The organism is Shewanella sp. 38A_GOM-205m (genome assembly GCF_000518445.1).
Lineage (GTDB): Bacteria > Pseudomonadota > Gammaproteobacteria > Enterobacterales > Shewanellaceae > Shewanella > Shewanella algae.
In genome coordinates this window covers 1-19,870 of record NZ_JADP01000009.1, presented here as the reverse complement: position 1 = coordinate 19,870, position 19,870 = coordinate 1, and the positions used below count along the sequence as shown (strand labels likewise).

Annotated in this window: 24 protein-coding genes; 7 read left to right on the top strand and 17 right to left on the bottom strand. The window is 54.8% G+C overall.

The features are described from left to right. Nucleotides 1-209: 209 nt before the first annotated feature. The 17 genes from N512_RS0110180 to N512_RS0110095 all read right to left on the bottom strand — a co-directional run bounded on the left by N512_RS0110180 (nt 210) and on the right by N512_RS0110095 (nt 13,419). Nucleotides 210-1,061: a sulfurtransferase gene (locus N512_RS0110180; protein ID WP_028780260.1), complete on the bottom strand. Its 852-nt coding sequence runs from the start codon at nt 1,059-1,061 to the stop codon at nt 210-212. Between the two features lie 121 nt (nt 1,062-1,182). Beyond that, the gene (locus tag N512_RS0110175; RefSeq protein ID WP_081737132.1) at nt 1,183-1,872 is read right to left on the bottom strand and encodes a DJ-1/PfpI family protein; all 690 of its coding nucleotides are present in this window, start codon (nt 1,870-1,872) and stop codon (nt 1,183-1,185) included. 76 nt (nt 1,873-1,948) lie between these two features. Further along, nucleotides 1,949-2,407, bottom strand: a complete 459-nt coding sequence (locus N512_RS0110170; RefSeq protein WP_028780258.1) for a hypothetical protein — start codon at nt 2,405-2,407, stop codon at nt 1,949-1,951. Nucleotides 2,408-2,410: 3 nt separating this feature from the next. Then, complete coding sequence (locus N512_RS22765) at nt 2,411-3,187, bottom strand: hypothetical protein (protein WP_037474729.1); 777 nt, start codon at nt 3,185-3,187, stop codon at nt 2,411-2,413. Then, nucleotides 3,187-3,645, bottom strand: a complete 459-nt coding sequence (locus tag N512_RS0110160) for a GNAT family N-acetyltransferase (RefSeq protein WP_028780257.1) — start codon at nt 3,643-3,645, stop codon at nt 3,187-3,189. The genes N512_RS22765 and N512_RS0110160 overlap by 1 nt, the downstream gene beginning before the upstream one ends. A gap of 155 nt (nt 3,646-3,800) precedes the next feature. Next, the gene (locus tag N512_RS0110150; RefSeq protein ID WP_028780256.1) at nt 3,801-4,019 is read right to left on the bottom strand and encodes a DUF6500 family protein; all 219 of its coding nucleotides are present in this window, start codon (nt 4,017-4,019) and stop codon (nt 3,801-3,803) included. Between the two features lie 32 nt (nt 4,020-4,051). Further along, on the bottom strand, nt 4,052-4,414 hold the full coding sequence (locus N512_RS0110145; protein ID WP_028780255.1) for an MmcQ/YjbR family DNA-binding protein: 363 nt from the start codon (nt 4,412-4,414) through the stop codon (nt 4,052-4,054). A gap of 41 nt (nt 4,415-4,455) precedes the next feature. After that, complete coding sequence (locus N512_RS0110140) at nt 4,456-4,806, bottom strand: hypothetical protein (protein ID WP_028780254.1); 351 nt, start codon at nt 4,804-4,806, stop codon at nt 4,456-4,458. An 88-nt stretch (nt 4,807-4,894) separates the two neighbouring features. Beyond that, nucleotides 4,895-5,311 (bottom strand): GNAT family N-acetyltransferase, encoded by a 417-nt coding sequence (locus N512_RS0110135; protein WP_028780253.1) that lies wholly within the window; start codon nt 5,309-5,311, stop codon nt 4,895-4,897. Nucleotides 5,312-5,411: 100 nt separating this feature from the next. Next, nucleotides 5,412-5,933 carry a hypothetical protein gene (locus N512_RS0110130; RefSeq protein WP_156029154.1) on the bottom strand — a complete coding sequence of 174 codons (522 nt, stop codon included), beginning with the start codon at nt 5,931-5,933 and terminating at the stop codon, nt 5,412-5,414. 76 nt (nt 5,934-6,009) lie between these two features. Continuing rightward, complete coding sequence (locus N512_RS24530) at nt 6,010-6,162, bottom strand: hypothetical protein (protein ID WP_197021447.1); 153 nt, start codon at nt 6,160-6,162, stop codon at nt 6,010-6,012. A gap of 556 nt (nt 6,163-6,718) precedes the next feature. Beyond that, nucleotides 6,719-7,522, bottom strand: coding sequence for a tryptophan synthase subunit alpha (gene trpA, locus N512_RS0110120; protein ID WP_081737130.1), 804 nt, complete (start codon nt 7,520-7,522; stop codon nt 6,719-6,721). Then, entirely contained in the window at nt 7,519-8,748 is a 1,230-nt protein-coding gene (gene trpB, locus N512_RS0110115) for a tryptophan synthase subunit beta (RefSeq protein WP_028780250.1), read from the bottom strand. Before trpB ends, trpA begins: the two co-directional genes overlap by 4 nt. 58 nt (nt 8,749-8,806) lie before the next feature. After that, entirely contained in the window at nt 8,807-10,195 is a 1,389-nt protein-coding gene (trpCF, locus tag N512_RS0110110; protein WP_028780249.1) for a bifunctional indole-3-glycerol-phosphate synthase TrpC/phosphoribosylanthranilate isomerase TrpF, read from the bottom strand. Next, nucleotides 10,192-11,268 carry an anthranilate phosphoribosyltransferase gene (trpD, locus tag N512_RS22760; protein WP_051472749.1) on the bottom strand — a complete coding sequence of 359 codons (1,077 nt, stop codon included), beginning with the start codon at nt 11,266-11,268 and terminating at the stop codon, nt 10,192-10,194. The genes trpCF and trpD overlap by 4 nt, the downstream gene beginning before the upstream one ends. Beyond that, complete coding sequence (locus N512_RS0110100; protein ID WP_025010670.1) at nt 11,261-11,863, bottom strand: aminodeoxychorismate/anthranilate synthase component II; 603 nt, start codon at nt 11,861-11,863, stop codon at nt 11,261-11,263. Before N512_RS0110100 ends, trpD begins: the two co-directional genes overlap by 8 nt. Further along, entirely contained in the window at nt 11,860-13,419 is a 1,560-nt protein-coding gene (locus N512_RS0110095; protein WP_028780248.1) for an anthranilate synthase component 1, read from the bottom strand. The genes N512_RS0110100 and N512_RS0110095 overlap by 4 nt, the downstream gene beginning before the upstream one ends. Nucleotides 13,420-13,774: 355 nt before the next feature. Between N512_RS0110095 and rnm the strand changes: the two genes are divergently transcribed. From rnm to N512_RS22755, 7 genes are all read left to right on the top strand, one after another. Then, entirely contained in the window at nt 13,775-14,635 is an 861-nt protein-coding gene (gene rnm / locus N512_RS0110090) for an RNase RNM (protein ID WP_028780247.1), read from the top strand. Then, on the top strand, nt 14,632-15,252 hold the full coding sequence (locus N512_RS0110085) for an L-threonylcarbamoyladenylate synthase (RefSeq protein WP_025010668.1): 621 nt from the start codon (nt 14,632-14,634) through the stop codon (nt 15,250-15,252). The genes rnm and N512_RS0110085 overlap by 4 nt, the downstream gene beginning before the upstream one ends. 77 nt (nt 15,253-15,329) lie before the next feature. Then, nucleotides 15,330-16,121 (top strand): segregation and condensation protein A, encoded by a 792-nt coding sequence (locus tag N512_RS0110080; RefSeq protein WP_025010667.1) that lies wholly within the window; start codon nt 15,330-15,332, stop codon nt 16,119-16,121. An 11-nt stretch (nt 16,122-16,132) separates the two neighbouring features. Beyond that, nucleotides 16,133-16,723, top strand: a complete 591-nt coding sequence (gene scpB / locus N512_RS0110075; protein ID WP_025010666.1) for an SMC-Scp complex subunit ScpB — start codon at nt 16,133-16,135, stop codon at nt 16,721-16,723. Then, nucleotides 16,724-17,596 (top strand): 23S rRNA pseudouridine(2605) synthase RluB, encoded by an 873-nt coding sequence (rluB, locus tag N512_RS0110070; RefSeq protein ID WP_028780246.1) that lies wholly within the window; start codon nt 16,724-16,726, stop codon nt 17,594-17,596. Between the two features lie 294 nt (nt 17,597-17,890). Then, entirely contained in the window at nt 17,891-18,856 is a 966-nt protein-coding gene (locus N512_RS0110065) for a sialidase family protein (RefSeq protein WP_028780245.1), read from the top strand. Nucleotides 18,857-19,568: 712 nt separating this feature from the next. Then, nucleotides 19,569-19,870, top strand: a 302-nt coding sequence (locus N512_RS22755) for a hypothetical protein (protein WP_156029151.1), incomplete at its 3' end; no start/stop codon positions are given.

Here is a 19,870-nt window from a genome sequence, read left to right as displayed (position 1 = left end):
CTTTAGACAAGCATAAGCAGCAGCCTTGGCGGGGCAAGCTGGTGGGCGGCTATGATGTTAAAAAGCCCGCTTGGGGAAGCAGGCTTGAGATTGAGCTCGAGGGTGAAGCTAGAGAACCGTTTGCTGCTCGTCTTCCGTTGTGCTGAAAGCGAGAGCCGGTTTTTAACAGCCCTGATTTTTTACCGCTTTGGTTTATAACGGCTTTGGTCTTAACTTGTTGCCAGCGGCAGATGGGCCTTGCTGCCCCAGTCGGCCCAGGAGCCATCGTAGAGTATCAGGGCGTCGAGGCGTACCTGATAGGCCGCCAGGATCAAAATACAGGCGGTGATCCCTGAGCCGCAACTGAAGATTAAAGGTTTGCCGCTGCGTCTGGCGTCCATGGCACCCAGATGCAGAAAAATCTGCTCCAGTGCCGGCTGAGGTTTCAGGCTGTCGCCATCCAGCACTTCGGCAAACGGCAGATTCACGGCGCCGGGAATATGGCCGCTGCGCACGCCTTCTCTGGGTTCGGGACTCTGGCCGAGAAAGCGTGAACTGGCCCTGGCATCCAGTATCATGGCCTGCTTGCCTGCCAGGGTATCCAATACCTGGGGGGCGTTACAGACCTTTTCCGCTTGATATTGCCCACAGGCGTTACCGCGCTGAAACTCGGTCGCTAACTTGCCGGCACAGGGGCGCAGCTCTTTGAGCCATTTGGGCAGACCGCCGTCGAGAACAAACACCTGCTCAAAGCCCATGACCTTGAAACACCACCAGCCCCGGGGCGATGAGTAGATACCCTGGTTGTCATAGATGACGACAGTGCTGTCCTGGTCGATGCCGAGCCGCTGCACCAGCTCGGTAAATTGGGCCTGACTCGGCAGGGCGTGTAACTCACTGGATTGCAGATCTGTGCACTCCCGCTCCAGATCCAGCCGCCGGGCACCGGCAATAAAGCAGGGCTCATCGTAGACTATCGGCTCGCGGCCTATCACCTTGTCCATGCTGGCATCCAAAATGACCAACTTGGGATCAGAAAGATGAGCGGCCAACCACTCGCTGCTTACCAGTGCAGATTGCATCTCGACTCCTTAAGCTAGGTAACGGCACCAAGCAATGAAACTTGGCCCAAATTACTGGAGCGCTACGGATTTCTCAAGCTGTTATTGCCACAGAACCTCTATAGGCGATTATTCTCAATAGTTATTGGCATGCGGTTTGGATTGCAGCCTCGGCAGCACTTTGCAGGCTGGCATCAATAATGGCCTCAAACTGTGGCTGTTGTCCGGCGGGCAACAGCTCCCTTAGCATTTCCCGGCGCTTCTCTTCGCCTAGCAGGCGTTCGGCCAGCCAGGCACACAGATACATGGCCGACAGGCAGCCACCGGCGGTAGCTATGTTGCCTCTTATCACCAAAGGTTCATCCAGTACTTCGGCACCTGTCTTTTGCAATGCCGTTTTGGCATCCGGATGCGTGGTGGCCGCGCGGCAATCCAGTAACCCCAATCTTTGCAGGATAAAGGAACCGGCGCAGATAGAGCCGAGCAGTTGCTTGTTGGGATCCAACTCAAAAGTATTGATAAAGTCCGGATCTTGCAGCGCCAGCGGGATCCCCTGTTTGCCGCTGATAAACAGCACGGCATCAGCCTGGTTGGCTTCGCGAATATGGCCCTGCATCTCAATCTCAAGACCCAATGCCGATTTGTGACTTTTGCTGCTGCCGAGCAGCTTGACCTGCCAATCATTCTGGATGCGGCCCACTATGTCCCACATCAAAAACAGATCGATATCGGTAAATTCATCGAAAGCCACTATGGCGATAGTGGGTTTCTTGTCCGCCGCGCCATAGCTGGCGCTCGGAGTTTGGGCGTTTGGTGAAGTATAAACAGACATACAGCCTCCTTGTCTGGTATCAGTTTGACAATTGGATTCTTTAGGAATGTTATTCAATGCTAATGCAAGCCGGGATTCAGTCTCTGAACTCTTCGTCATAGGCCAGGCCGCTGACATCGGCCAGCTCTTTACCCAGCTCCTGCATTGCGGCCTTGCCCTTACGTTTCAGCAGGGTCACTCTCTGACCATCCTTGAGCATCAAGATCAAGTCCCAGTATCTGGGTTCGCCGAAATGGGGGCAGAGGCAAAATCCGCTGATTTCGGCCAGTGGCACCTTGAGTTGCCCTATGGGGTAGATACTGCGAATACTGTGCACCAGCACACAGGTATCTTTGTCTATCAAGATTTTATGGCGACAGAACAACGCGTGCCAGCCGAGTGTTGCCCCCATGGCCCAACCGAGCAGCAATTCAGGGTTAAGCCCGAAATACACCTGTGCCAGAGTCAGCGCCGCCAGCGGCAGGCCGATTAACCAGGTCCAGCGGCCAAACACCAACTCGGCCCTTTGTGAGGAGTACTTGTTCCAGTGCGCCATGGCTCAGCTCCCTAAGCGTGTCAGTAGCAGTCCGAGCAGGGTAAAAAGCGGCAGCGGCAGCGCCAGTTTCCACATCAGGTGTTGCTCCCAAATGGGCCGGTACTGACTGATGGATTGGCCAGTTTGAGTCGCGGCTTTCAGAGGCTTGGTTTCGGTATGGGGGGATTTTGCGGCCTGGCTCTCGGCCTCCGGCGCCGAGTCGCTTGGAGCTGTGTCAAAGGGCACGGCTTTCAACTCGGGCCAGGCAGTGACTTTTTCATAGACTTCAAGTTCATTGACTGCAAGCGGGCCGGCGCAGCCGCGCAAAAAGCCTATCAATGCCAGCGCCTCAGCCATATCTGTCAGGGTGTGGCGCTGTCCGAGCAGCACCAGCTGTACCCCATTGGGCGTTTGCGCCAGTGGGGTAATATGAATAGAGAGTTGACTGTAGGGCAGGGTTTTACTGGGTTTGGCTTTTATACGCCACCAGCCAGTGTATTCTTTAATCTCAGCGCTTTTGGGGTCAAACAGCCAACGCCTTCTTACCCCCAAACAGCCAGTTGCCAGAGTTAACAACAGCAAGGCCGAGACGGCATGAAATACCTGTGATTTTCCTGTCAGCACCACAGCCATTAAACTTGAGGCCGACAGGGGAACCAGCATGATAAAGCCCCAGATTGTAGCCAGGGTTTGCTGTCTGCCAATAAAGTAGGCTCGTCCATGGGCATCCAGCTTTAAGTGCCAACGAGCGCCGCGGGGCAGAGCGCGATATTTTTTGTTTAACTCATCTTCCTTGGACATCAATCAGTTATCCTTTTTGCTGAAGTATCAAGCGCCAGATGCAAAATAGGGAAGGGCTTACCCATGGCATCGAGTGCCGAGCGGGAGATCTGTTTAAAGCCTTGATGCCGGTAGAATCCGACCGCCTGTGGGTTTTGCTCATTGACATCGACCAAGTTGGCGCCGAGGTCTTCGATGGCATGCTTGAGCAGGGCACTGCCTACGCCTTGGCCGCGAGCCCGGCTGTGAACAAACAGCATCTCTATCTTGTCGTCTGCTACGCCCAGAAAGCCGACAATGGCTTTGGCCTCATCTCGTATACATCTGAGCGTCACCGCCGGGAAGGCCTTATCGAGGATCAGCGGCTTGAAAAAGGCGATATCGGCTTCGCTGATAAAGTCGTGGGTGGCGCGCACTGAATCTTCCCAGACTTGCAGCAGCTCAGCAAAGTCGGCACTGGATGGGGTTTCAATGTTCATATCTTGTGGTTTTCCAATCCTGGGTCGGGTTGTGGTGCTCTTTGAGAGCCAGGCCGAGCAGGATGCGCTCATCTTTCCCCGGCGCTTCCTGCAGTTGCATGGTTTATATCCATGGGCTTAATTAGGCTCTGGTTAGCGCTACTCAGCCCCTGAGGTTATTGCCCGGCTTGCACCATTTGCAGAATTTTGCGGGCCTTCTCAAAGTGATCCAGTTTGTGGGTCTGGATCCACCAGGTAGCGGCCTCCATGAGCAACTCGGGATCATCATTCTTGTTGGCAAAGAAGGCATAGAAGGAGACGCCAACATTCTCGCCCTTCTGGGCGATTTTTTGCTGGCAGACATGGATAACTTTTTGTCGCAGGCTGGCACGCATCTCGATTGTTCCCTCAATCTGAAAAGTCATTTTTAGGTGTTTTGCTGTTGCAACTGGGCTTGTTGCGCCTTGGTCAGTTTACTGACAACCAGAGCGTAGGATGCCTCAATCAGGTCACGGAGCATATCCTCGCTGACCTCACCATTCAAGGTTAGCGTGAACCAATGCTGCTTATTCATGTAATAGCCGGGCACTATCGCCTCAAAGCTATCGATCAGTGCCTGCACGTCGGCAGGTTTGGCCTTGAGTGTCACCCTAGAGGGCGTTTCTTGCTCGGCCAGCAGAGCAAACATCTTACCCATGACCTTATAGACTCTGGCCTCAGGACCAAAAGGATAGTCGGCAGTGGCGTTGGGGCATTGCTGTAACAGTTTCTTGAGTTGTGTCAGTGTCATGGCGTTCTCTGTCATTTTGGAGGGAGTATAATAATATCTCTTCAGTCGACGTTTTGTTGATAACCGAACAGGACAAGCGTATCGGTCCCAAATTGGCAAGGGAGCTGACCTAGGGTTTTCAGTTCCGTGCTCAGCTCTGAAAATAAATCTGTCATCTCGTTTGCTCCCCAAGCCGATATTCTGGCTGGACGTTTTACTTTCAACTTGTCTATCTCGTTGTAGCTGACTGAACATCTGACATAAGTAAAGTGTGTCGCATCCAGCTCAGATAGAATCAGATCGGCGCGTTCGACATCCAGTGGAAAGTCTTCATCCTGCAAGCGTTTGAGCTGTAGATAGACGGGGTACTTGGCCAGAACAGTCAATACCTTGCGCCACTTGGTGTTACTCATGAGTCCGTGCATGGAAACAAGTCTCTAAATTGAACAAGGCGCAAACACGCTCTCAGGAGAAAAGGCATATTGCAGCCTGGCCAGGCCTTCAGCCATTGAAGCGTTTACACATAAAATACCTGTCCGGACTGCCGGGAATTCCGCTGACCGAGCCGACAACTTCAAACCCTTGTTTGGCATAAAATGCCGGCGCCTGAAACGACAAAGTGTCGAGTTGCGCAGCCAGGCACCCCCGTTTGATTGCCTCTTGCTCGCACAGAGCCATTAAGCGGCTGCCAAGACCTGAACCTCTATGCTCCTTCGCGACCCAAACCACCTCAATCAGCAACTGGCGATAGATGCTGCGGCCACTCACGCCACCAATGAGTTGCCCCTCGGAATCGCGGGCTATGGCGGCCAGAGGTTGGCTAGTTTCGTTTATATAGCTGTGATTATAGGTTCTGAGCTTGTCGATAAGCTCATTTTGCAGGTCATCATCAACTTGCTGTAAAAGGTCAATCTGCATACCGATTTCCTTCAGTTGTTGTTGGTTGTTTTGGATCCAGTCTTAATCAAATCAGGGGTTAAGGCTGCTGTCGTTTTATGCTCAAGGCCCAAGATCAAGGCTAATGCTCAAGGTTGAGTGTTGCGTTATCTATCAAGGTCAGATATCCCTGCTCTTCGGTCAGTTTGAGCAAAACCGACAAGGTGACTTCCCTTAACGGTTCGCTTGTATCAGCAAGGCCCGCGTCGATGGAAAAGCTGTACTCTGTGGGTGTCTCGGTATTTACCAACGCCTGCACTTGCCTGAAACTGCTTATTGCCGTTTCAGAGAGTGCCAATTGGTAATGGTGTTTCATAGGGCTGGTGCTGAACAGTCCCTCGTTTTGGGGGATAATCTCAGTCGATTCCAGTCTGAGCGGGAAACGATAACTGGATATTCCCTTACTGCTATCCAGCTCCAGGGTCAGTTCAGTGGTATCAAGGTCGAGTTTGCCCGGCGCATCGATAAGGATCTGCGATCTGATGACTTGCGGGTTTAATTGAACAAAATCCTGCTCATCGAAGGAACTTAGACTGAGCATGGTGCCAAGTGGAATATTGGCACAACCGACAATAAAAAAGCTTATCCCAAAAACAGCTAACATCCTTTTTATCATTATTCTTTCCCTGTCCTTTATACAATCAAGTCTGATAGTGAATTTGGATTTGCTGATGAGCATGCTAATCGAGCCATTGCCCGGATTGTTCCAGGATCAACTCGCCATGTTGATTGGTGACGCTAAGCTCGCCAAAGACAGAAACAAAGTAATTGATTGAGCCGTTTTGAAACTCATAGCCCAGGAAGGTGCAGGGAGTAACACCATCATTGCACATAGTGTGTACTGTTCTGCCGGTTAATCTTATTTGATTCCCCGACTTTTTGGACTGGCCTATATACGTCACATAACATTTCACTTTCACAGTTGATTTCTATCTCTATTTTATAACCATCCGTTTCCAGTGTTTAGGCCATAGCGGCAGTCGAGAATAGAATTATCGGGAGGCAAAACAGTCTTTTCATACTTGAGTTCCGCTTGGTGTAGTTGGTTGTCAGTCGCGGTTTGAGACTGGGCTCCTGAAGCGTATCTGAGTGCTGCGCGGCTCTATCCCAAGCTATTGCCTTAAATACAGCTTTAAAACAGTGCATGAAAATAGTGCATTAAGACAATAGCTACCGCACGGCCGAAAGTCCCTTTCGTCCCTGAAGCCGAGATGATTAGCTTGATACAAGGGGCTCGGTTTTACATGCTTCTCTTTGCAACCGCATAGAGAATGATTCAAGGGTATCTTGTTACCCTGTGCCAACACAAGCAGCAAGCGCAAAGTCATTGTAAGGCAAGCATAAAAAAGCCAGGGAATACCCTGGCTGGAGGATTAAAGAGGGCTGAGATTAGCTGGCGTCCTTCATGGCACGGGTAAAGTCGGCCAGAGTGCTCAGTAGCATATCGGGTGCATTTTGGTGTTGCTCAATGATCCTGACCACGGCAGAGCCTGAAATGGCACCGGCGGCGCCGGCGGCAATTGCGGCGCTGACCTGAGCCGGCTCGGCAATACCGAACCCCAACAGTGGAGGCGGCGCATCGAAGGCTTTGAGCTTGGCCAGTACCTCATCCACCGGCATACCGGCCTTATTGTCGGCGCCTGTTACCCCGGCGCGGGACAGCAGATAGGTGTAGCCTTCAGCGGCTTCACTCACCGCCTTGAGGGTATCATCATCGGCATTGGGTGGCGCAATAAAGATAGGCGCTATGGCATGGGCCTTGGCGGCTTCTATAAAAGGTGCGGCTTCCTCGACCGGCACGTCGGCTATCAGCACTGAATCCACCCCGGCCTCGGCGGCGCGGCGATAGAAGTTGTCGATGCCGTTGGCGTATACCAGATTGGCGTACAACAGCAGGCCGATGGGCAACTCGGGATAACGGCTGCGTACCTCGGCGATAAGCTCGAAGCACTTGGCTGGAGTAGTGCCGGCAGCCAGCGCCCGTAAGTTGGCGCCCTGGATCACCGGGCCATCGGCCAACGGATCGGAAAAGGGGAAGCCCAGCTCAAGGGCGTCGGCACCATGGGCAATCAGGGTGTCGATAATCTGCAGCGACAGCTCAGGGCCGGGATCGCCCAGTGTCACAAAGGGAACAAAGGCGCCGCGGCCTTCGGCCTGCAGCCGGGCAAAAGTGGTTTGATAACGTGTACTCATGCCTGTGACTCCTGTGATTTATCTGACTGCGCAGATGCAGCCTGGCGCTCTGCCAGGATATCGGAAACGGTAAATATGTCTTTATCGCCGCGGCCGGAGAGGTTAACCACCAGTATGGTTTCTTCGCGGCACTCTTTGGCCAGCCTGATGGCATAGGCCAGCGCGTGGGCCGACTCTAGCGCCGGAATAATCCCTTCGCAGCGGGCCAGTAACTGGAAGGCCGCCAGCGCCTCCTCATCGGTGGCCGACTCATAGGTGGCGCGTCCGGTGGCATTGAGATGGGCGTGTTGCGGGCCCACAGAGGGGAAATCCAAACCGGCAGAGATGGAGTAAGATTCTTCTATCTGGCCGTTGCTGTCCTGCATCAAGGGCGCCTTCATGCCAAAAAAGATGCCTGTCTTGCCGTGCCGCAGCGGCGCGCCGTGCATCGGCGTATCTATGCCTTTTCCGGCCGGCTCAACGCCTATGAGGCGCACCGAGGCTTCATCTATGAAGTCGGCAAACATACCTATGGCGTTGGAGCCGCCGCCAACACAGGCAATGACGGCGTCCGGCAGTCGGCCTTCACGCTCAAGGAGCTGCGCCTTGGTTTCGGCGCCTATCATGCGCTGGAACTCCCTGACTATGGTGGGGAAGGGGTGAGGTCCGGCGGCGGTACCCAACAGGTAGTGCGCCTTGTCATAGCTGCCGGACCAGTCGCGCATCGCCTCGTTGCAGGCATCTTTGAGAGTGGCAGAGCCTGAGGTGACAGGAATGACCTCGGCGCCCATCAAACGCATGCGGAACACATTAGGGCTTTGGCGCTCCACATCTTTGGCGCCCATGTAAATTTTACATTTAAGGCCCAGCAGGGCGCAGGCCAGGGCGGTGGCCACCCCGTGTTGACCGGCGCCGGTTTCGGCGATGATTTCTTTTTTACCCATACGTTTTGCCAGTAGCGCCTGTCCCAGCACCTGGTTGGTCTTGTGGGCGCCGCCGTGCAGCAGATCTTCACGCTTAAGGTAGATTTTCACCTTGTCATTGGGCGACAGGTTACGGGTCAGGGTCAAGGCGGTGGGGCGCCCGGCATAGTTTTTCAAAAGCTCGGTGAACTCGGCCTGAAAGGCGGGATCATTCTGGGCTTCGACAAAGGCACTTTCCAACTGCTTCAGCGCCGGCATCAAAATCTGCGGCACATACATGCCGCCGTATTCCCCGAAATAAGGGTTGAGTTTTAACTCGCTCATACTGCTTTCCTTAGGATACTTGTTGCGCCTGTCTGACAGGCAAATACTGTTGTTCTTGTCAGGCTTTGAGCTGCTTAAACACCGCCTGCAGTGCTGCTCTGTCTTTGATGCCGGGGGCGCTTTCCACCCCTGAGTTAAAGTCCAGCCCGAAAAAGCCCTGGGTGGCAGCCAAGGCGGCGTTGTCCGGACTCAGGCCACCGGCAAGCATGGCACGCTCACGCTGGGCAAGCCCTTGCTGCCAATCGAAATGTTTGCCGGTACCACCAAAGCTGTCGCCGCTTTTACTGTCATAGAGATAGCGGTCGGCGCCTTCCGGCAAGGTTGGCAGCTCGCCGCCGTCGACATTGACCGGAACAGCCTTCCAGATCTCGGCCTGGTGCCCATTTTGCTCAAGCAGCTGCTTGAGCTTGGCAATATCTTCGCTTGATTCACTGCCATGAAGCTGCAGCGCGCTCAGTTTCAGTTCATTGGCCAGCTCGGCCATCTTAGCCGGTGATTCATTGACAAATACCCCTACCATCGCCAGTTTACGCGGCTGCTCGGCGTTATAACGGCACAGCTCGGCGGCGTGGGCGCGGCTGACACAACGGGGGGACTTGGCGGCGAAGATGAGGCCGCCATAGACGGCACCGGATTTTGCCGCATCCAGCAGATCCTGCTCCCGGGTCAGGCCACACACCTTGTTGTTGCCATAGATAAGGCGGCGACAGGCCAGATCCAAATCGGCCTCGGCCATCAGCGAGCTGCCTACCAAAAAGCCGTCGACCAGCGGGCTGAGGCGGCGCACATCCTCACGGCTGTAGATCCCGGATTCGCTGATGATCAGTGTCCCCTCGGGGATCTTGGGAGCTAAGTACTCTGTCATCGCCAGATCTGTACTCAGATCCCTGAGGTTGCGGTTGTTGATGCCAATAATCGGCGCACCCAGAGCCAGCGCCCGCTTGAGTTCTTCCTCGTTGGAGACCTCGGTGAGGGTGTCGAGGGCATATTGCTCGGCTTCGCTCGCCAGCAATCTATATTGTTCATCGCTGAGTACCGATAGCATCAGCAAGATGGCATCGGCGCCCTGATGGGCCGCCAACTTAACCTGATAAGGCGAAACAAAAAAGTCTTTGCACAATACCGGCTGTTTGATTCTGGCGCGCACCTTGGGCAAATAACGAAAGTCACCCTGAAAGAAGGCCTCGTCTGTCAGTACCGACACCGCGGAGGCGTAGCGGCTGTAAACATCGGCAATGGCAACCGGATCGAAGTCTTTGCGGATAAGCCCTTTGGAGGGGCTGGCCTTCTTGCATTCCAGAATAAAGCCGGCGCCTTTTGCTCTGAGTGCCTGATACAGGCTGCGATCCGACGTCTTGGGCGTCAGGCTCTCTTCGGGAAAACGCAGCTTGAGGGCTTCAATATGCTGCTGCTTGGTGGCGACGATACGCTCAAGCACGTTACTCATGATATAGCTCCTGCCTTGCTGGGTTGTGGTGAGTTGGCGTCATTGTTTTCAGTCTGGGTTTGGTGGGCTTTGTCCGCCAGGGCGTTGAGTTTGGCGCAGGCGCGGCCATCATCCAGGGTGGCCAGTGCCAGTTGGGTGGCCTGCCTGAGATTGTCAGCCTTTCCGGCGAGATAGAGCACGCAGGCGGCATTGATGGCCACGGCGTGACGCTGGGCGGCGCTGCCTTTACCGGCGAACAGTGCTTGGGTAATAAGGGCGTTTTCTGCCGGGGTGCCGCCTTCCAGCTCGGCCAGCGTCGCTTGTGGCACGCCAAAGTCTGCCGGGGTGAGGCGATATTCCACTATCTCTGCACCCTTGAGTTCGGCCACCTGGGTTTCGCCGTGCAGCGCCACTTCATCCAGGCCGCTGCCGTGAACGACCATGGCGCCTTTGACGCCAAGGGCCCGCAACACCTCGGCGATGGGGCGAACCAAGCTCGGGCTGTAGACCCCGAGCAGCATATAGTCGGGGCGAGCCGGATTAATCAGCGGGCCGAGTACATTGAACAGGGTGCGGGTCTTGAGCGCCTGGCGTACAGGCACAGCGTGCCGCACTCCACCGTGATAATGGGGTGCAAACAGAAAACACAGGCCGTTGTCTGCAAGGTGTTTGGCGGCGCACTCGGGCGACATGGTCAAGTCTATGCCGAACTGTGCCAGCAGATCGGAAGAGCCCGACTTGCTGGACACCCCGCGGTTGCCGTGTTTGGCAACATTGACCCCGGCTGCGGCGGCAACAAAGGCGGCTGTGGTAGAGATATTGATAGTGTTGTGGCCGTCACCGCCGGTGCCGACAATATCCACTACCCTTTGGCATTGGTGCGGAAACGGCTTGGCGGCGGCCAGCAGGGCATCGGCGGCGCCGCTGATCTCGTCTATGGTTTCGCCCTTGAGCTTGAGCGCGATCAGCATGGCTGCCATCTGGCTTTCACTGAGCTTGCCGTCGATAAGCTCGGCAAACAGGCTGGCGGCTTGGCTACGGCTCAAAGACTCGCCCCGGTACAGGCTGTCGAACAGAGGTTGCAGTTCAGTCATGGCAGGTTTCCTCGCGGCTCATGGTCAGGTATTGCAGTGTTTGCACCAGCAAGGTGCTGCCAAGGGTGGTGAGAATCGATTCGGGGTGGAACTGGAAGCCGACGGCGGCATCACAGCGATGGCTGATGGCCATAGGCATGCCTTCGGTGGTGGCAATCACCTCCAGGCAGTCGGGCACCTTGGTTGCCACCAGTGAATGATAGCGGGCCACAGGCAAGGGAGATGGCAGGTTGGCAAACAGGCCGTCGCAGTTGTGCTCTACCGGGCTGGCCTTACCGTGTACCACTTGGGGGGCGCGTTCAACCTTGCCGCCGTAATGTTCAACCAGGGCCTGGTGACCAAGGCAGATACCGAGAATCGGCAGTTTGCCGGCCAGCAGCGCAATAAGTTCCATCATGCAACCGGCTTCTCTGGGGGCGCCCGGGCCGGGAGATAGAATAAGCGCCGCCTGACCCGGCTCCGCCAACATCCGCTCGGCGAGCAACTGAGCACTGACATTATTGCGGTACACCAGCACTTCAAAGCCCAGGCTGCGGAACTGATCCACCAGGTTGTAGGTGAAGGAGTCGAAGTTATCCAATAGATAGAGTTTCACAGGCCACCTCCCATCTTGATTGCACTGATCACTGCCTGCGCCTTTTGCGCGGTTTCGTCGGCCTCGGCCTGGGGATCTGAATCATAGACCACTCCGGCCCCGGCCTGGATGTGCGCCATGCCTTCGCTGACGAAGGCAGAGCGGATCACTATGCAGGTGTCCATATCGCCAAGGGCGTTGAGATAACCTACGGCGCCGCCATAACTGCCGCGGCGCTGCTGCTCGGTTTCACGAATGAGTTGGGCGGCGCGCACCTTGGGGGCGCCCACCAGGGTGCCCATGTTCATGCAGGCCTGATAGGCGTGCAGGGCGTCGAGATCTTCCCTAAGCTGCCCGGTTACCCGGCTGACCAGATGCATCACATGGGAGTATCTGTCTACCTTCAGCAGCTCGGCCACTTTACGACTGCCACTCTGGCTGATGCGGGCGATATCGTTGCGGGCCAAGTCCACCAACATGATGTGCTCCGACAACTCTTTCTTATCTAGTCTCAGCTCCAGCTCTATGCGGCTGTCGAGATCGAAATCTATCTCGCCATCTGGGGTCTTGCCGCGTTTGCGGGTACCGGCGATGGGGTAAACCTCAACCTGATTGCCCTCGGCTTCATACTTGAGGGCGCTTTCCGGAGAGGCGCCAAACAGGGTGAAGTCGGCGCTGCGCAGGTAAAACATATAGGGGCTGGGGTTGGTCAGTCTCAGTGCCCGATAGGCGCCCAGAGTATTGGGGCAGGGCAGGCTGAAACTGCGTGATGGCACAACCTGAAAGATATCACCGGCGCAGATATGCTCCTTGAGGCGACTCACCTGGCGGCAAAAATCGGCGTCGCTGATATTGACGCTGGCCTCGGCATGTACGCCGCTCAAAGGGGCGACATCTTCCAGCAGCTGGCAGTTGGTTTCTATGGCATCCAGTCTGGCGCCAAGCTCGGCCTGCACCTCGCTGTTGCCATTAAACTCCATCACCACGGCTTCGGCGCAGCCCTTTTGGTGATCTACTGTTATCAGGGTTTCAGCCAGATAAAACAGATAGTCGGGGCAGTGGTTGGCGCCCTGGCTTACGCTTGGCAGCGGCTCTGTGCTGGCGATAAGGTCGTACCCTAAAACGCCGCCCAGAAAACCAGTTTCAAACTGGCTCTCGTTCTCATCAACCAGACCCTGCTGCAGTAATCTCAGGCCATCGAGCGGCGAGCCTGCCTTGAGTCTGGCATCTTCATCCAGCTCGGCAGTGATCGGGCGCAGCACGACCTTGAGGCTCTGCTGCTCCAGGCTGACCTCACCGCGCGAGTTAAAGAAGTCGTGAATGGCGGGTAGCAGTCCGGCGCCGTTGTCTGTCAAAGCCTCGAAGCTTAAGGTCGACCCGTCACAGCGAATGGCCAGCGCCGCGTGGCTGAGGATAATGCTTTTCAGGTGATCCTTGCTGTCGATTTCGGCCGACTCCAGCAACATGCTGTGAGGCTTGTCCCGCGTCAGTTGCTGATACAGTTTCAGGGGATCGTCGTAATAGGGCAGTGACCGCGTCTGGCGGTGTACTCTGGCGATTGGCTCGATTCTGTTCATCTGTCCTTCCTGTTGTTCCGCTGTTTAGCCTGGCTGCGGGGTTTTCCTGACCGTTAAGCACAAAAAAGCCCGCAATCTCTTGCGGGCTTTTTGTTGAATTTGGCTGCGTTATTTTCAATCGTGCACAGCGCTTCACACTACCCGCGTTAAGGGAAGTGCCACCACCAGATGATGTTGAGTGAAGCGTTGAAGTGTGTCATTGAAAATTTGTCCTCTCGACGTTTGACCTATAGAAAAACCCAGCTGCCCGCCAATGTCAATTGAATATTTTTAATTTAGATAAATTTCTGCCAATTTGCCGTCGCCCAGCGGAGATAAATCGCATTTTGCCAACAAAACCAAGTAGAATAGCGCTATGATAACTGAAAATACTTTGGCCGATCTTCACAGCCATACCACAGCCTCAGATGGCCAACTGACACCGTCTTTGCTGCTCGAACGCGCCCTGGAAAAGGGGGTTGAGCTGCTGGCGATTACCGATCACGACACAGTCGCCGGGCTGGATGAGGCCCATGCCTTCAATGCCGGGCAGAGCGCGCCTTTGACCCTGGTGGACGGGGTTGAGATCTCTACCCGTTGGCACGCCTATGATATTCATATTGTGGCACTGGATATCGACCGTCACGACGAAAACCTGCTTGTCTTTCTTGAGCGTCAACGTGAGCTCAGGGAAGAGCGGGCTCGCGAAATAGGCGCAAGGCTTGAAAAGGCCGGTATTCCAGGGGCCTACGAAGGCGCCAGGGCGCTCGCCGGTGATGCGGCGCTGAGCCGTGGCCATTACGCCCGTTTCCTGGCCGAGCAGGGGCACGCGCCGGATAGCGCCAGCGTGTTCAAGAAGTTTCTCGGCCGCGGCAAGACGGGCTATGTGCCCAACAACTGGGGCGAGATGGCGACGGCCATAGAGGTAATTCACAACGCAGGTGGAGTGGCCGTGTTGGCCCACCCCAGTGGCTATCAACTGTCGGCCAAGTGGCTCAAACGCCTGGTGCGTGAGTTCAAGGCCGCCGGTGGTGATGCCATGGAGGTGGTGCTCGGGCAGCAAACCACAGACGACAGAAATAATTTAGGGGCGCTGGCCACTCTCAACGGCCTCTACGCCTCGGTGGGATCCGATTTCCACTTTCCCGGCCGCTGGCTGGAACTGGGCAAGAATCTGTATCGGCCCCAGGGATTGAACTGGGTCTGGCAATGCAAGCAATGGACAATAACTAAATGAGTCAATTTTTCTACGTACATGAGGTGAATCCTCAAACCCGTCTGATAAGCCAGGCGGTGAGCATTCTGAAAAGCGGCGGGGTCATAGTTTACCCCACAGATTCCGGCTATGCGCTGGGTTGTATGATTGGCGATAAAGACGCCATGAGCCGTATCGCCAGAATTCGCCAGATAGACAATGATCATAACTTTTCGCTGATGTGCCGCGACTTATCTGAGCTGTCGACCTATGCCAGAGTCGATAATCAGGCGTTTCGCATTCTGAAGAACAACACGCCGGGTTGTTACACCTTCATCTTCAAGGCCACCAAAGAGGTGCCAAGAAGGCTGCAGAATGAAAAGAAACGCACCATAGGCATTCGGGTACCGAACAATGTTATCGCCCTGGCGCTGCTGGAAGCTCTGGGTGAACCCTTGATGTCCACCAGTCTTATTCTGCCCGGCAACGACTTTACCGAGTCGGATCCCGAGCATATCCGCGATATTCTCGAACATCAGGTAGATGCCATTCTCCACGGCGGTTACCTGGGCGAAAAGCCCACCACAGTGATAGACATGTCTGAAGGCGAAATGGTCATAGTCCGTGAAGGCAGTGGCGATATCAGCCCATTTCTTTAACCGCTCAATAAAGGTATAATCGCGCGTTTGGTCGGCCTATGCCGCCTTAAGGATGCTGCCAGAGGAGAGAAAACGGCTTGAGTGAAGGCGTTCAACAGAGTCTGCCGCTTGCCGTAGTGCGGGGTGAGGCGCTCAGAGAGCTGCCTGCCGATCTCTTTATTCCTCCCGAGGCGCTTGAGGTGTTTCTTGAGGCGTTTGAAGGGCCGCTCGACTTGCTTTTGTACCTGATCCGCAAGCAAAAAATGGATGTGGTAGATCTGCCCATTCACAGGATCACCGCCCAGTATCTTGAATATATCGAGCTGCTGCAGGGCGCCAGGGTAGAGCTGGCGGCCGACTATCTGGTGATGGCGGCAACATTGGCGGAAATCAAGTCGCGCTTGCTGTTGCCAAGGCCGGAGCTGGAAGCCGAGGAAGAGGAAGACCCCAGAGCCGTGTTGATCCGCCAACTCAAGGCTTATGAAGCCATCAAAGAGGCGGCGGTGCGGCTGGATGAACTGCCCCGGCTCGAGCGGGACGTATTCCAGGCCAAGGCGGGCAAGGCGCCGGATATCAAGCCCTTGCTGGTGCCGCCGGATGTGTCTTTGGCCGAACTGGCCCGGGCCTTTGGCGAGGTACTCAAGCGGGTGGAAGCCGGCACTTCTCACCAGGTGCAGCGCGAGCAGCTCTCTACCCGGGAGCGGATGAGCCAAATTCTGGCCATGCTCTCCAGTGAGCATTACACCCCTTTTGAAGCCCTGTTCAAGGTGGAAGAGGGGCGCGCCGGAGTGGTGGTCAGCTTTCTGGCGTTGATGGAATTGGTAAAGGAACTGCTGGTGGAACTGATCCAGGCCGAACCTTTATCGCGAATTTATCTCAAGGCGTACTGACGGGAGCCGACTTGGCGAAGATTAACGACCTTCAGCTGAAACAACTGATCGAAGCCAGCCTGTTTGTGCTGGCCAAGCCCATGACCTTGAAGGCGCTGAGAGAAACCGTGCTGGCCGATTTCAGTGTCTCCCGCGAGCGTATTCGCGCCGCGGTGGATGAATTGACCCTGGATTATCAGGAGCGTGGAGTACAACTGGTCAAGGTTGCCGGCGGTTATCGGTTTCAGACCCGCGACAGCCTCAGCCCCTTGCTGCAACCTCTGTGGCAGGAGCAGGCGCCCAAGTACTCCAGGGCAACATTGGAAACCCTGGCGGTTATCGCCTACCGTCAGCCTGTGACCCGCGGCGAAATTGAGCTGGTCAGAGGGGTGGCTGTCGGCAGCCAGATTATCAAGAATTTAACAGACAGACGCTGGATCCGCGTTGTGGGGCACAAAGAGGTGCCGGGAAGGCCTTCGTTATACGCCACCACTACAGAGTTTCTGGCTTACTTCGGTCTGGACAGCATAGCGGATCTGCCGCCTCTGTCTGACGCCGAATCATTAGAGGCGGTATTTTCGGGGATGAAAACACCGCCGGAACCCTTAGAAGAGTCAACTTGAATGAGCGAAAAATTGCAGAAAGTCTTGGCCCGTGCAGGCCATGGCTCCCGTCGTGAGATGGAGGCATGGATTGCTGCAGGTCGCGTGAGTATTGACGGAGAAATCGCCAAACTGGGTGATCGCATCGAAGCCGACGCCAAGGTACGTATCGATGGCCGTGCGGTATCGCTGAAATCTGCCGATGATGTGATCTGCCGGGTACTGGCCTACCACAAGCCGGAAGGGGAGATCTGCTCGCGCAAAGATCCCGAAGGCCGGCCCACAGTATTCGATCGTCTGCCCCGCACCCGCGACAGCCGCTGGGTTGCAGTGGGACGTTTGGATATCAACACCTCGGGTTTGTTGCTGTTCACCTCAGATGGTGAGCTGGCCAACCGCCTGATGCACCCTTCCAATGAAGTGGAGCGTGAGTACGCCGTGCGTACCTTCGGTGAAGTGCCGGAAGCGGCGCTGCAGCGTCTGCGCAGCGGCGTTATGCTGGAAGATGGCCCGGCCCAGTTTGACCACATCAAGGCCGCCGGTGGCGAAGGCATCAACCAATGGTGGCATGTTACCCTACGCGAAGGGCGTAACCGTGAAGTGCGTCGTCTGTGGGAATCCCAGGAAGTGCAGGTGAGCCGCCTTATTCGGGTGCGTTACGGCATAATAGAACTGCCCAAGAGCCTGCCTCGTGGCGGCTGGATCGAACTGCCGCTGGAGCAGGTCAACTACCTGCGCCAACTGGCGGGCATGGATCCGGAAACCCGCTCCATGCTGGGCGCCGACAAACACAGCGTGGCCCGTAACAAGGTGCGCAGTGCCAAGGTGCGCCGCGCCGTGCGTAAACACAAGACGGCGGCGGGCAAGCCCAAGCCAACCCGGCAGCGCAGCTGATACTGCCAAGGCTTTATCGGCAGTGTGTTACAGCTTGTCGATAGCCTATCTAATCCCATCTAAAGATGTGATTCCAATGCAATGAAAGGTCGCCGCGGCGGCCTTTTTCTAAGCTTTTTGGCACTGTTTCTCGCTGCTTTTTTGCATAGTTTTTGCATAGTTTTTGTCGTTGTTTTTGCCATAGCTTTTTACCAAAGTTTTTTGCCATCACTTTTTACGATAAAAAGTCCACTTACCTTGGCGCAGTTAAGTAATGGTATAAGATAAAGGAACAGCAACTCAGGGAGCCAAGGCATGCAGCTGATCTCACACACAAAAATTTGGGACCAAGGCGAACACAACGCCTTTTGCGATCTATGCCGCTGGCAGGGGGCGCTCTACTGTGTCTTTCGGGAGGGCCAGGCCCATGTGTCTGATGATGGTGCGCTGAGAGTGCTTAAATCCACCGACGATGGCCAAAGCTGGCAGGCCGAGGCGCTTATTCAAAGCGAGCTTGGCGATCTGCGCGACGGCAAACTGCTCGCCCATGCCGGCCGTTTATGGCTTTTTGGCGCAGCCTCCAAACATGGCAAGGCGCCGCTGCAGTCCTTGATGTGGCACTCGCTGGATGGCATCAACTGGTCGGCCCCCGAAAAAGTCGCCGATACCGGATACTGGCTATGGCGGGTGACCGAGGCTGAAGATGGCCTCTATGGCGTGGGTTATCGCCCAGGCGCAGATGGTGATGTCAGGCTCTATCGCAGTGAGCGCCTGCAAGCATCACAATCCGGCATGCTGCAATTTACGCCCTGGGTGGCCCCCTTGCAAAATGACGGTTATGTCAATGAATCATCACTGTTGTTTCGGGGCGGCGAGCAGACTCGCTCTGCTCAAACCTCTTCAGATACAGAAGTGCTTTGCCTGCTTAGGCGCGATCCTGTGTGGGACGCACAAGAAACCGGGCTGCTCGGCAAGGCCAAGGCACCTTTCAAAATCTGGCACTGGCAGCAGCTCAGTTGCCGTATCGGTGGCCCGGTGGCCTTTTTCTATAACGACCGCCTGCTGGCCGTGGTGCGCCTCTATGACAATAAGGTGCGCACCTCGCTGGTGGAAATCGATAGCGCCACAGCCAAGGTCACCGAGCTCTTAACCCTGCCATCCGGCGGCGATACCAGCTACGCCGGTATCGAGCTGGACGGCGATGAACTCAAGCTGGTGTACTACTCAAGCCATGAGGGCAAAACCGCCATCTATTTCGCCCGTATCGGGCTTAAAGGCTAAAGTTCCAGGCCATAATACCAGTGTGCTCGACACCAGCCAGCGCGACTGAATCAGGCCCATTAACACAGAAAGTGATTCAAGCCTTAAAAGTCAGTCAATTCTGTTGCAAAAATCAGCCAAATCAGGGTTTTGTGGCCTTTGTCAAAAACTTGACCTTTGGCTAATTGTTTTAACATTCAGTACTGGGTATTGTATAACTAATTCAACCGCTTAGCTTTAGCGCTTCCTTAAGCTCAGCGGCTCAAAGTCGGCGGCAGTGGCATTTTTCCGTTTTCAGCGGAATTCAGGGATGAGCAGAGTTTGGACTTGTGCGGTAGCTATGGCTTTACTTAACTTTTTTTGTAAGGCCTGGGTTGTAGGGCTCTCGGTTGTACGGCTTGGCGCGCTCATGACAAACACCTCAGAACTGATTTTTTATACAGTATTATTGTTCTTCTCGACAAAATGCCGGGAATTTGCAGCTAAGCTTGCGCGTTATTTCTGTAACATTTTAGAAAATAGATTTAAATTCATAAAGTTAAAAAATACAGCTGGTAGATAATAGGTTTGGAAACCGCGCATGCGCGTTTAGCTGCAAGGGATATTTGGACTAAATGGTATTATATCCAGCCAATACAAATAGATAGCTATGCGTGTTTACACTCCTCCGAGGACTAAAACGCGCATGCGCACTATACAGCTGTTATGAATCCATCGCAATAATGAGATAAAAATGAAAGTGACATTAAGTGAATTCTTTTTTGATACTCCAATTTATACACCTGTGACTTTTGATGAAGGAAGTATGGATGTATATAAAAAGATTCTTGATCGGAATGAAAAAGAAGAATTTCATGGATATAACCCGTGGGACAAAATTGAGTCCACATTCGTTGTGTTGACTGATCTGATCCCTAATGGCGGCTATCTCCGTGGACATGGTGCAATTCGTATTAAGTGTAAGCGAACTGATAAAGAGTTCCGTTTTTATGTTCTAGGCAATCCCAATGAACCTACAATCATGAAAACAGGACA